This is a genomic window from Lutibacter litoralis (assembly GCF_014646675.1).
GTDB lineage: Bacteria > Bacteroidota > Bacteroidia > Flavobacteriales > Flavobacteriaceae > Lutibacter > Lutibacter litoralis.
The window spans coordinates 146,720-159,914 of the sequence record NZ_BMNS01000002.1; the positions used below are offsets into that span (position 1 = coordinate 146,720).

The 13,195-nt window shown below is 30.7% G+C and carries 9 protein-coding genes; 8 read left to right on the forward strand and 1 reads right to left on the reverse strand.

The window, feature by feature from the left end; genetic code table 11:
• Positions 1–183 precede the first annotated feature (183 nt).
• Positions 184–1,662, forward strand: a complete 1,479-nt coding sequence (locus tag IEW75_RS03450; protein ID WP_134247477.1) for a Na+/H+ antiporter NhaC family protein — start codon at positions 184–186, stop codon at positions 1,660–1,662.
• Positions 1,663–1,693: 31 nt separating this feature from the next.
• Positions 1,694–2,959: a D-alanyl-D-alanine carboxypeptidase gene (locus IEW75_RS03455; protein WP_134247476.1), complete on the forward strand. Its 1,266-nt coding sequence runs from the start codon at positions 1,694–1,696 to the stop codon at positions 2,957–2,959.
• A gap of 13 nt (positions 2,960–2,972) precedes the next feature.
• On the opposite strand, the gene IEW75_RS03460 is transcribed toward IEW75_RS03455, so the two are convergent.
• Positions 2,973–4,439: a M14 family metallopeptidase gene (locus tag IEW75_RS03460; protein ID WP_134247475.1), complete on the reverse strand. Its 1,467-nt coding sequence runs from the start codon at positions 4,437–4,439 to the stop codon at positions 2,973–2,975.
• Between the two features lie 235 nt (positions 4,440–4,674).
• Here IEW75_RS03460 and IEW75_RS03465 point away from each other — a divergent pair, with 235 nt between their 5' ends.
• The 6 genes from IEW75_RS03465 (at position 4,675) to IEW75_RS03490 (ending at position 13,187) form a co-directional block, all read left to right on the forward strand.
• Complete coding sequence (locus IEW75_RS03465; protein ID WP_229714387.1) at positions 4,675–5,697, forward strand: S66 peptidase family protein; 1,023 nt, start codon at positions 4,675–4,677, stop codon at positions 5,695–5,697.
• Positions 5,698–5,723: 26 nt separating this feature from the next.
• Complete coding sequence (locus tag IEW75_RS03470; protein ID WP_134247474.1) at positions 5,724–6,743, forward strand: dipeptide epimerase; 1,020 nt, start codon at positions 5,724–5,726, stop codon at positions 6,741–6,743.
• The gene (locus IEW75_RS03475) at positions 6,740–7,759 is read left to right on the forward strand and encodes an aminotransferase class I/II-fold pyridoxal phosphate-dependent enzyme (protein WP_134247473.1); all 1,020 of its coding nucleotides are present in this window, start codon (positions 6,740–6,742) and stop codon (positions 7,757–7,759) included. The genes IEW75_RS03470 and IEW75_RS03475 overlap by 4 nt, the downstream gene beginning before the upstream one ends.
• A 169-nt stretch (positions 7,760–7,928) precedes the next feature.
• Complete coding sequence (locus IEW75_RS03480) at positions 7,929–8,678, forward strand: DeoR/GlpR family DNA-binding transcription regulator (RefSeq protein ID WP_134247472.1); 750 nt, start codon at positions 7,929–7,931, stop codon at positions 8,676–8,678.
• A 139-nt stretch (positions 8,679–8,817) separates the two neighbouring features.
• Positions 8,818–11,820 (forward strand): SusC/RagA family TonB-linked outer membrane protein, encoded by a 3,003-nt coding sequence (locus IEW75_RS03485; protein ID WP_134247471.1) that lies wholly within the window; start codon positions 8,818–8,820, stop codon positions 11,818–11,820.
• A gap of 20 nt (positions 11,821–11,840) precedes the next feature.
• Positions 11,841–13,187, forward strand: coding sequence for a RagB/SusD family nutrient uptake outer membrane protein (locus IEW75_RS03490; protein WP_134247470.1), 1,347 nt, complete (start codon positions 11,841–11,843; stop codon positions 13,185–13,187).
• The last annotated feature ends 8 nt before the right edge of the window (positions 13,188–13,195 follow it).

A 13,195-nucleotide genomic window follows, 5' to 3' on the forward strand; every position in this document is an offset into this window, starting at 1 on the left:
TTTCTAGATTATTTTACCTTGATTTTAAGCCCTTTACTATCTTCTTTTAAAAAACAGAAGTCTTTTAACACAATAAAAAACATTAAGGATTTTTGAATAAAATGTAATCAAATTATTTAGTTTGATTATATTCACATTCTCATATATTCTTTTAGAAAAAAATTATTTATAATTATTATGCCAATGGACAACTACGGATTTCTATCAATTTTACCTCCACTAATTGCAATTGTACTTGCTTTAAGAACTAAACAAGTTTATATAGCATTACTTTTTGGAATATGGTCATCTTGGCTTATTATGAATGACTGGAATTTCATTAAAGGTACTATTGCCGCCATAGAAGGAATGGTAAATGTATTTAAATCTGAAGGAAATACTAGAACCATTATGTTTAGTGCACTTGTTGGTGCTCTTTTACTATTTATTCAATACTCTAAAGGGGTTGAAGGCTTTGTAAATAAAATTAATATACTTATTGATTATTTTGAAAAAAAACAAAGTGGTTATAGTCGAATTATTGTTCAAATTTTAGCTTTATTAACAGGTATTATTCTATTTGTTGAAACCAGTATAAGTTCCTTAACAGTTGGTACACTTTACAGACCAATCTTTGATAAACTAAAAATTTCTAGAGAAAAACTAGCCTATATTGCAGATTCAAGTTCTGCACCCTCTTCAATTATTATTCCTTTTAATGCTTGGGGAGCTTTTATTATGGGATTGTTAATTACGCAGGGTATAGACCAGCCTTTTTCGGTACTTTTATCTTCAATTAAATACAATTTTTATCCTTTTATTGCCATTGCAATTGTATTTATTATAATCGTTTCTAAAAAAGATTTTGGTCCAATGGCAAAAGCAGAAAAAAGAATACGAGAGACTGGAAAATTTTTAAATGACAACGCCAAACCTATGATTTCTGAAACAATAACTTCTTATAAACCAAAAGAAGGCATTAAAGCAAAAGCATACAATATGGTTATTCCATTATTTACAATGGTAATAATGATGCCTTTAAACCTTGCTTATACCGGTTGGAATAAAGTCGAAGAATATACCTCTTTTTCTAATCATTTATCTCAAGCCATAGGAGAAGGCTCTGGATCATCATCTGTTCTATATGCTGTTATTACAGCTATACTTGTTGCTATGATATTATACAAAATACAAGGCATTATGAAAGTAGAAGAAATGGTAGATTTAACTTTAAAAGGAATTAGTGAATTAATACCTCTTGCATTATTAATGCTTTTTGCATTTGCTATAAGTGATGCATGCAATCAATTAGGTACTGGCCAATTTATAGCTAACTGGTCTAAAGAATGGTTATCGCCGGAATTTTTACCAGCAATAGTTTTTATTATTAGTGCTTTTATAGCATTCTCAACTGGAACATCTTGGGGAACTTTTGCAATTATGATTGCTATTGCAATTCCTATGGCAAATATTCACGAGGCTAATTTTGGGCTTGTCATTGCTGCAACTTTAGGAGGTGGTGTTTTTGGAGATCATTGTTCTCCTATTTCAGACACTACAATTATTTCATCTATGGCTTCTGCAACAGATCATATAGACCATGTTAAGACACAATTACCTTACGCTTTAATTGGAGGAGGAGTTACGGTTGTTATATACATAATAATGGGTTTTATCCTTTAAATTAAATCGAAAAGTATCAAAACAACTAAACATGCTTAAATTAAAATATCTTTTTTTAGGGTTAACATTTCTACTAATCGGGTGTAAATCTGCACAGGTTTCAAAAAAAATCACTAAACAACTCAATAGTAGCTTCTTTAATAATCAATTCACTGGAGTACTAATTTACAATCCAAAATCAAATGATACTTTATTTAGTTTTAATGCTGATAAATATTTTACACCTGCTAGTAATACAAAAATTTTCACTTTATATACTGGATTACAGTATTTACCAGAAAAAATTCCAGCATTTAAATACACTATTAAAAAAGACACTTTAACAGTTTTAGGAACTGGAGATCCAAGTTTTTTACATTCCTATTTTAAAGATAGTACTGCTTTAAAAATGTTTAAAAATTATAAAAATGTAACTTTAATAATTAACAATATAAAAGATGAAAAATATGGTCCTGGTTGGGCTTGGGAAGATTACGATACTTATTTTAGTCCTGAAAGAAGTAGTTTTCCAATGTATGGAAACATACTTACAGTTGATTTTGAAAAAGACTCTTTAATCAATCCTAAAATATTAAAGAATAATGTGAAATTTAAAAAATCAAACTTTAATAGAGCGTATTGTTCTAACCATTTTTTCTACCAACCTAATAACAAGAAACTAAAAGAAATTCCTATGGTTATGGATTCTTTATTAGTAACTAAATTATGGAATGATCTTTTACCCAACAAAGTTACAATCAAAAGCAACTCTATAAAAAAAATGGAACATACTGCTTATAGCATTCCATCAGATTCTTTATATAAACGAATGATGCTTGAAAGCGATAATTTTTTAGCCGAACAAATACTTATTTTAACATCTTCTACCCTTTCAGATACATTAAATTCTACCACAATAAGAAAAGAAATTCTTAAAACCCAACTAAAAGATTTGAAGCAGCAACCTAGATGGGTAGATGGCTCAGGGTTAAGTAGGTACAATTTATTTACACCAACTTCATTTGTGCAAGTTTTAACTAAATTACATTCAGAAATCCCTAAAGATCGACTGTTCAATTTCTTCCCAGTTGGAGGAAAACTTGGAACCTTAAAAAACTGGTATGAAGGTAATCCTACACCATACATTTACGCAAAATCTGGCACCGTTGGAAATAATTACTCTTTAAGCGGATACCTAATCACAAAATCGGGTAAAGTTTTAATTTTCAGCTTCATGAACAATCATTTCACCACCAAAACAAATGATGTTAGAAAACAAATGCAAACCGTTTTTGAATTTATTAGAGACAACTATTAAAGTAGCTTTATTGTTAATTTCTAAAAATCAACGCATTATTAAAATTGTTTTGTTTGCTATTTAAATCAATTAAAAAACCATTAATAATTGCATATTTAATTTTTCCATCCTTTTTTAACAAAAAAGTAGGATTTGCTCCTACGTTAATTTTTAACTCTGGAGCTTTAAATTCACTTTCAATTAAATGAATTGGAGCATTCAAGTACTTTTTATTATCTGGTAAATCCTCAATTCTTAAATAAGTATAGCCATTTTTTAAAAGCTGATAAATATCTAAATCTAACAGATTATCCATAGATTTCAAAGTTTTTGGATATACTTTTCCTTGCTCAATAATATACCCGTTTCCATCTAAAGTCTCATACCCAAAAAAAGTAGATAAATCACCTTGATCTATTATCCTACCTACATTATAAAAGCTAGAATAATTTTCATCATCAACTTCAAAACGATTGATTCCCAAATCAATAACATAATCTTTATCTAAAAGATGATAGGTTACCCCTTGTATTTTTAAATCAAATAATTTATGATCATTTTGAGGAATTTTTTCATAATCTTCAACCGAAATATCTTTGTAAGTACCATTAGCAATGGTATAAATTGCAGCTAAAATGGAAACATAGTTTAACTTTCTAATTTCTTGTTTTTCTACATCATTTTTATAACCTCCAGACTCAATTAAAATAGCACTTGTACCCCATTTTTGTATATTATCTCCAAAAGCACGAGGTTCAAAATCATCATTATATCTTCCAACTTGTCCTGGCGCATATTTTTGAATAACTTGATTCATAAAAACAATAACTTTCATAGCGTTCGCTCTAACTCCATTAATCTCTTTTTCAAAATTATATGCAGGCGCTAAGTATGAAATAGTAGCAACCTTATCTGTCCGTTCGGCATTATAATAAATACTTTGGTCATGTAAATTAAATCCAAAATCTGCTTTTAAGCTATCGCGAACACTTTTTAACGTTCTCCCTTCTGGCGATTGCAATCTTAAAGCATCTCTATTCATATCAATTCCCAATGCATTGCGTCTTGTATATTTTTCAGCTCCATCAGGGTTTAACATCGGTAAAAAATGAAGCGTCAGCTTACTTAAAATGGCTTCTTTTTCTTCAGAAAAATCATTGCTATTTAAAAAATTAAAAATATCAAAAATAGCTTGTGTTGCCGTTGGTTCATCTCCATGCATTTGTGACCACAAAAAAACATTTATATTTCCTTTACCAACACTCACTAAATTTAAATCTCTACCTTCAATAGATTCACCCACTTTTTTTACTGTATATTTTGAATCCTCCTCCAACTTATTAATTAAAGGCTTTATATTTTTATATTTTATCCTTCTATTTATTAAGCTAGTTTCTTTGTAATTATCATAGGTTTCATACAAATTTGATGTGAAGTCATTATTTTGACTTGAAATACTTATAAAAAAAAGCATCATTACACTAGTAAAAACTTGTTTCATATTATTTTATTTTGGAATTTATTTATGATTTGAATCTCTATAACAATTCAATAAAACCAATTATTAAAATTCAACTAACAATCAAATTTAAAACAATTTTACTGTACAATAATTTAACTAATCATAAATTATTAAAATCTTAAAAAAACCTTTATTGATATGTGTTTTTTGTGTTCTTCAATTAGACTTTCAACAAGAAAAATCCTATATTTACATGAACACTTTTATTAAATTTATGAAACTATTTTTCTACTGCATCTTATTAATCTTTATGGTGAATGTGAGTTGTAAATCTAAACAACAAACACATTCCAATTTTACAAAAAATGAAACAACCCAAATAATAAAAAAACTGCCTTATCTTAAAAAAGGAGATACGGTAGTTATTATTTCTCCCGCTGGAAATTTATTTAACAAAAAAGCTGAAATTCAACAAGCAAAAAAATTACTTAACGGCTGGGGTTTAAATGTTGTTTTAGGAAAAAACATTTTCACACAAAACAATCAATTTGCTGGTACAGATAATGAACGTGCCTCAGACTTTCAAAAAGCTTTAGATAATCCAAACATAAAAGCTATTTGGTGTGCACGTGGTGGCTATGGTTCTGTAAGAATTTTAGACAAATTAGATTATAGCACCTTTATTAAACATCCTAAATGGGTTATTGGATATTCGGATATAACAGCTTTTCATAATCAAATTCATAATTTAGGATTTGAAACCATTCATGCGATGATGGGAATTAGTTTGAATGAAAATTGTGAATTTTTAGAAGAAAATGCTACATCTCTAAAAAAGTCCCTTTTTGGCAATCAATTATATTACACCATAAAAAGCTCAGATTATAATAAATTAGGTGAAGCCACTGGACAAATTGTTGGAGGAAACTTAACCCTTTTACACACCATGCTCGGGTCAAAAACAAGTATTAAAACCGATGGTAAAATTTTATTTTTTGAAGAAATTGGCGAATATGCTTATCATATAGACCGCATGTTACAAAGTCTAAAACGCGCCGGATATTTTGAAAATTGTAACGGTATTATTGTTGGAGATATTAGCAATGTTAAAAAAAACAGTACACATTGGGGAACAACTATAGAACAACTTATTTTAGATGTTGTTAAAGACTACGATTTTCCAGTACTTTTTAATTTTCCAGCGGGTCATGAAGACATAAATCTAGCGCTTATTTTAGGGAGAACTATTGAGTTAAAAGTTAACAAAGATAATTCTACTGTTTTATTCAAAAAATAAAAAATCAAATATTAAATATTTACAATATGCAACTAATCTTAAAACCGTATAATTTAAAACTACGCCACACGTTCACTATTTCAAGAGAATCTTACGATGTACAACCAACGCTTATTATTGAATTAAAAGATGGTGAATATTCTGGGTATGGAGAAGCAACTTCTAATCCATATTACAACATTACCATTCCAAAAATGATAGATGATTTAAATTCATTAAAACCTTTAATTAAAGAAAACTCTCATTTAACTACAGAAGCTTTTTGGGATAAAATGTATCCGCACTTAAAACATGATATGTTTGCTTTATGTGGTTTAGATTTAGCTTTTAATGATTTATTTGCCAAAAAACAAGGAAAAAAGCTTTATGAGTTATGGAACTATGACATCAGTAAAAACCCTTTAACTGATTATACCATTGGAATTGATTCTATTGAGAAAATGGTAGCTAAAATGAAAGAAGTTCCTTGGCCTATTTATAAAATAAAACTTGGCACAAAAGAAGATATAAAAATAATTGAAGAGTTACGAAAACATACCAATGCAGTTTTTAGAGTTGATGCTAACTGCGGTTGGACGGTTGAGGAAACCATAAAAAATTCAATTCAACTCAAAAAACTAGGAGTTGAATTTCTTGAGCAACCACTAAAAGCTGATGAATGGGATGACCATAAAGAAGTTTTCTCAAAATCTGTATTACCCATCATAGCAGATGAAAGCTGTCAAATTGAAGAAGATGTTTTAAAATGCCACAATCACTTTCATGGTGTAAATGTTAAACTGGTAAAATGTGGTGGCTTAACTTCAGCCAAAAGAATGCTTATTCAAGCTAAAGAATTAAATATGAAAACTATGGTTGGCTGTATGACAGAATCTTCTGTTGGGATTTCTGCAATTGCACATCTTTTGCCATTATTAGATTATGTAGATATGGATGGCGCTATGTTATTAGCTGAAGACATTGCTACAGGAGTTACAATTAATGATGGAATTATTAAATACAGTGATTTAAACGGAACTGGCATTACTTTAACCAAACATCAATGATTGTAAATGAATTTCCAAACAGAAAAATTTCTGTAAACAAAGAACCATATTTATATTTTGGAGGGACTTCATATTTAGGAATGGCTTCAAATACAGAATTTCAAAAAAACATTTTTGAAGGTTTAAAAAAATGGGGAACATTTTATGGAAGCTCAAGAAACGCCAATATAAAATTAGCCATTTATGAAGAAGCTGAAAAACACTTCTCCAATTTCTTAGGAAGTGAAGACAGCCTTACTACTTCTTCTGGAACTTTAGCTGGTAAAATGGTTATTGATTATTTATCTAAAACCACTCAGAAATTCTTTCATTATCCAAAAACCCATCCTGCGGTTTTGCATCCTGATAGTTTGTCTTTATTTTTAAATGGGAAAATAAATCCGCTTTTACAGAATGATATTTTAGAAGAAATTATAATTACAGCTGATGCTATATTAGCTTTAGAAACACAACCCACTTCATTTGATTTTTTAGATGTTATTTCACCACAAAAAAAGATAACTTTAGTTATTGATGAGTCACATAGCCTGGGTGTTATTGGCAAACATGGAAAGGGAGTTTTTTCTTCAATAAACTCTAACAAATTAAATCGGAAAATTTTAATATCATCCTTAGGAAAAGCTTTTGGTATTTCAGGCGGAATTATTGCTTCTGATAAGGATTTCATTAAAGTAATTAGTGCTGAGCCTATTTTTATATCGTCATCTGGAGCAAATCCAGCTTATTTAGAGGCTTTTCTTAAAAGTAATAATCTTTATAAAAATCAGCGAAAAAAGCTTTTTAATAACTTAGACTTTTTAGAGAACGCTTTAAAACCCAACAACAACTTTCAATTTAATAAAAAATACCCTGTAATTTATTCAACAAGTGATGTTTTACATGAAAAGTTACTACAAAACAATATTATTATCGCTAGATTTAAATATCCTACTTATGAAAGCTATATGAATAGAATTGTAATTACAGCAAACCATACTAAAAGTGATTTAGAAAAATTAACTAATACAATTAAATAATATACATATTAATCTTTTAAATAAGAATGCATAAAACCGCTTTAAAAATGCAGTTTCACTTAAATATTTAAAAACATTCAACTTTAATCAATTAAAAACAAAAGACATTTCACATAAACAAAAAGTTACATATTTGTATTACTTTTACATAATAAATTAATGAAATAATATGCTAAAAGAAGAAAGACAACACCTTATATTAGACAAGATTAAACTAAATAGAAAAGTTTTATCAGCAGATCTAAGCATTGAGTTGCAGGTTTCTGAAGACACCATAAGAAGAGATTTAAATGAACTATCCGCAAAAGGACTAATCAAAAAAGTTCATGGAGGAGCGCTCCCAGTAGATACTAAAGCACCATCCTACGAAGAAAGGAAGTTCTCAAACTTAAAAGAAAAAAATAATATTGCCAAAAAGGCTGTAAGCCTTATAAAAAACGGCCAAGTAATAATAATGAGTGGTAGCACAACAAATTTGCAACTAGCTAAAATAATTCCTTCTGATATAAATGCAACTATCTATACTTATAGTCTTCCAATAGCACTGCAACTTACAGAACATCCTTCTATAGAAATTATATTTATTGGTGGAAAACTGAACAAACCCGCACAAGTTACTGTTGGATTAGATGTTGTTTCTTCAATCTCACAATTAAGAGCCGATTTATGCTTTATGGGAACAGGAGGTATCAATGTTGAAAACGGAATGACTGAGCCCAACTGGGAAGTTTCGCATATCAAAAAGTGCATGATTGAAGCTAGCGAAAAAGTAATTGTATTATGTACAAATAATAAAATCAATGAAGTTAAAAGGTACCCTGTTACTCCAATAATTAAAATAAATACGCTTATTACCGACTTGAATTCAAAAAACGAAATCTTTATTCCGTTCAAAGAAAAGGGTGTTAAAATTCTTTAGAAACACTTACTTAAAAATATTTTATGCGTTTTTATGCGTTTTTAAATGTTAATGTGTGCGTTTTTTTAATGATTTATTGCCGTTTTACAAAAATAAATGCTACTTTTGAGTAATCTATTATTATTTTAAAACCATTTTTATGAACAAAACAAATGAAAACCTCTCTTTTTATAAGAGATTTCGATTTATGAGCAGCGTATTTGTGCTTATGATGCTGGGGATTTCCCTTCAAGCACAAACAAATTCGTACACATTAAAAGGTACTGTAACTGATAATGTTGGTCCTGTTCCTGGTGTTAGCGTACAACTCAAAGACACCAACTTGGGTGAAATTACAGACTTTTCTGGAAATTATATTTTAAAAGTCAACCTAAATCCAGGTAACTATACGCTAGTATTTAGATCCCTAGGCCTAGTTAGTAAAGAGTTAAAAATCACTTTAACCAATGAAAGTCAAATAGTAAATAACGTTACAATGAATTCTGATATTCTTGGATTAGACGAAGTAGTTATTACTGGAGCTGGGGCATTAACATCCAAAAAGCAGTTAGGTAATACGATTTCTACTGTTAAAGGCTTAGCAATTACTGAATCTGCATCTGTAGATATTACAGGAGGTCTCTCTGGAAAATTGGCAGGTATCCAAGTTACACAAAATTCTGGGGATCCAGCAGGTGGTATTAGTGTTAGATTAAGAAGTGCTAGTACCGTTAATGGGAGTTCTGACCCTTTGTATATTATTGATGGTGTAATAGTAAACAATAACTCTATTGATGTTTTAGGAACAACTAGTGTAGTTCAAAATAGATTATCTGATATTAGCCCTCAAGACATTGATAGAATTGAAGTAATTAAAGGAGCAGCAGCAGCAGCCATTTACGGTTCACGAGCAAGTAATGGTGTTGTTCAAATATTTACAAAAAAAGGACAATCTGGAGAACCTGTAATTACAGTTTCTAGTAGTATAAATTTTAACTCTTTAAGAAAGAAACGAGCTTTTAACGAAGAGCCTTTTGAGTGGGCCTCAAGTGATATTACCGTTCTTGATAAGGTTCCTGCTACTAGATATGATTATCAAGATATGGTTTTTAATAATTCAACTGGAACAGATAATTACGTTTCTATGTCTGGAGGAAAGGAAAATACAAACTATTTTGCTTCATTTTCATACTTACAAAATAATGGTATCTTAAAAAGTACAGACTATGAAAGACAAAGTGGAAGAGTTAGAATTAATCAAACAATAAATGATTGGGCTTCCGCCTCTTTTGGGACTTATTTTTCTGCAAGTAAAAGTAATGACCAACCCAACGGAGGTTATGTTGCAGGTATATTACCGACTATTTTATTTACAAACAATACAATAGATCCAAGTGCAGATGCAGATGGTAATTATCCAACAATGACTTTTTACCCAAATATTTTAGAGTATCTCGAAACATTTGACTTCAATCAAGAAAATAAAAGAACTATTAGTGATTTACAACTTACTTTAAACCCTTCAGATGGACTTAAAATAAATTATATTCTTGGTTATGACAATTCCGAATCTTTAGGAAACTCATACATCCCAATTGGAACCACTACAATTGCCTTAGGAAGTGCAACAAATACTACTATTAATACAAAACAATTAAATAGTGATTTAAATGCTTCTTTTGATAAAAATATTAATGATAATATAAAGTCAACAACTACAGGAGGATTTTCTTGGCAAACAGATAAAACATTATTAAGTTCTATTTCTGCTAGTGGATTAGCTTTAGGTGTAAAAACTACAAATGGAGCTGCCTCAATTTCAACTAATGAAAGTAGAAGTGAAAGATCATTCTGGGGAGGTTTTTTACAACAAACATTTGGTATTTACGATAAACTTTTTGTTACTGGAGCAATTAGGATGGATGGTTCTTCAGTATTTGGTAAAGATGAAAGAAATCAATTCTATCCAAAAACAAGTATGTCATATTTGGTTTCTGAAGAAAAGTTTTGGAAAAACAACTTTGGAAGTTCAATTAATAGCTTTAAAGTTAGAGCCGCTTGGGGTCAAGCAGGTAATTTAACAGCAATCGGCCCTTTTGATAGATTGTCAAATTACTCAGCAATAGGTATCGACGGAACTTCAGGGTTAGTCGCTCCTACCAGATTGGGTAATGCTGACCTAAAACCTGAAAGACAAACTGAAGTAGAATTTGGTATTGACATGGGACTATTTGATAATAAAATAGGTGTAGAACTAACTTATTACAAACAAGATATTAAAGACCTTTTATTAGCTAGAACATTGTCACCATCGACAGGCTTTGGATCAAGAGTTGAAAATATCGGAACAATGACTAATAATGGTTTTGAAGCGTTAATTACAGCTAACCCAATTCAAACAAATAACTTTAGTTGGTCTGTTACTGGTACTTTTTCAACAAATAAAAATGAAGTAAATAAAATTGAGGGTGAACAATTTGGTATAGGAAACTTCGGTTTTTCAGTTGCTAAAAACGGACAACCTTTAGGAGTTTTTTACCAAGGATTTTATGCTAGAAATGATGACGGAAGTTTATTGTTAACTCCTGGAGGAATTCCTCAAAGAGAAAAAGGTTCTTACGATGTAAACGGGAATCCTGCTCCAGAAAGAGATGCATCAGGACAACCAACTGGTACTTCACTAAGTAAAGTAATTGGAGATCCAAACCCAGATTTTATAGCCTCATTAATTAATGAATTGAAATACAAAAACTTCTCGTTCAGATTACAATTTGACGCTGTACAAGGTGTTGATGTATTAAGTTGGGACACACGTATGTTTTATAGATTTGGAGGAGGAGCCCAAACAGGCAGTGAATTAAGTGGAGAAAGTGTAAGAGGAACAGGTGCTGCTAATTTTGGCATTGCAGAATCTTATATTGAAGATGGTTCTTATATAAAACTAAGAGAAGTTTCTGCTTCCTATTTATTAAAAACCCCTCTACAAGGAGTTGATAATATTAAATTTACTTTAACCGGACGTAATTTATTCTCTATAGATAATTTCTCAGGATATGATCCAGAAGTAAACATGGATGGACAAAGTAACGGAGCTAGAGGTGGTATTATGGGGCTTGTTCCGATACCAAGTGTAATTAAATTTGGTGTAACAGCTACTTTTTAATAATTATAAAATATAATAAAATGAAAAATATAAAAATATTAACAATTATAGGTGCTTTGCTAATTAGCAGTGGTATATTTACTGCTTGCGACACTGATTTTGAAAACCCAAATAACCCAACTGAGGATGTTGTTTTGGGAACGAAAGAAGGCTTATTTGCTTTAGCAACCGGAATACGACAATACTATTCAGTGACGGCATTAAGGCAAGTTATTGAAGCTCCAGGAATTACAACTAGAGAGCTAGGAGTTACAAATACTTTTTTAAATATTAATGAATTGGCTCAGGGAGGGGCTGAATTACCAGGAGAAAGTGGAGGTATTACAAATCCTTGGGTAAACTTATTGCGAGCCAAAGGGATGGCGGAATCATTAATTCAAGGCGCAAATACAGTTGAACTTTCAGCAGGCTCAAGAAGTGGTGTATTAGCTTATGGAAACCTTTTTAAAGCTATGAGCTTAGGTGCTCTCATTCAAATGTTTGAACAAGCCCCAATTGACAATGCCGCTGACGGAGCTGCCGAATTTAGTGACAGAGCCACCGTACTGGCAAGTTGTATTTCATTATTAGAAGAAGCGAAAGACGCCATGTCTTCTGCACCAATTTCTGATGAATTTAAATCAACTGTTTTATGGTCAGACATGAACCTAGAAAAAACTATAAACGCCTTTCTTTCAAGATACTACTTATTGGCTGGTAATTATACCGAATCAATTAATGCAGCCAATGATGTAATAAACAGTAGTAATCCAACAAATTCAATGTGGATTTACGATTCTAACAACCAAAACCCTATATGGAATCGTACTGTAAATTCGGCCGATTTAGATCCTCAAACTAATTTTGGATTACTTGGAACCTACATTCCTGAAACGGGTGATGGACGTGTAAATTTCTACTTAGGAAACGATGCTGGTTTCGCAAATGGCGATGCTGGTGGTCAACCACTTAGTGAAATGATCGGATTCTTTGAGACAAACACATCTGCAATACCAATTTATCTTCATGGAGAAATGCTTTTGAACAAAGCTGAAGCATTTGCAAGACAAAATCAATTACCTGAAGCTGTTATTCAACTAAATTTAGTGAGACAAAAAAATAATGATCCACTAGGTGTTAATGCTAACTTACCTGCCTGGACAGGTGACGAAACAAATCAAAATGCTATTCTAGAAGAAATTTATAAAAATAGATGTATCGAATTATTTTTAACTGGATTAAGATTTGGAGATAGCAAAAGATTTCACCCAAATTTTGTTGTTCCGGCCGCAGCCAACACAACAAACGAAAGAAATAGAAATTTTTACCCTTACCCAACAATAGAAAGAGAAAATAACCCTAATACTCCAGCAGACCCTGCCATTTAAAAAGTAGT

Excerpts from the sequence above, each read along its gene's own strand:
- IEW75_RS03460 (WP_134247475.1), bottom strand. The coding sequence starts at position 4,439 with ATGAAACAAGTTTTTACTAGTGTAATGATGCTTTTTTTTATAAGTATT.
- IEW75_RS03475 (WP_134247473.1), top strand. The coding sequence starts at position 6,740 with ATGATTGTAAATGAATTTCCAAACAGAAAAATTTCTGTAAACAAAGAA.
- IEW75_RS03465 (WP_229714387.1), top strand. The coding sequence starts at position 4,675 with ATGAAACTATTTTTCTACTGCATCTTATTAATCTTTATGGTGAATGTG.
- IEW75_RS03485 (WP_134247471.1), top strand. The coding sequence starts at position 8,818 with ATGAACAAAACAAATGAAAACCTCTCTTTTTATAAGAGATTTCGATTT.
- IEW75_RS03490 (WP_134247470.1), top strand. The coding sequence starts at position 11,841 with ATGAAAAATATAAAAATATTAACAATTATAGGTGCTTTGCTAATTAGC.
- IEW75_RS03450 (WP_134247477.1), top strand. The coding sequence starts at position 184 with ATGGACAACTACGGATTTCTATCAATTTTACCTCCACTAATTGCAATT.
- IEW75_RS03480 (WP_134247472.1), top strand. The coding sequence starts at position 7,929 with ATGCTAAAAGAAGAAAGACAACACCTTATATTAGACAAGATTAAACTA.
- IEW75_RS03455 (WP_134247476.1), top strand. The coding sequence starts at position 1,694 with ATGCTTAAATTAAAATATCTTTTTTTAGGGTTAACATTTCTACTAATC.
- IEW75_RS03470 (WP_134247474.1), top strand. The coding sequence starts at position 5,724 with ATGCAACTAATCTTAAAACCGTATAATTTAAAACTACGCCACACGTTC.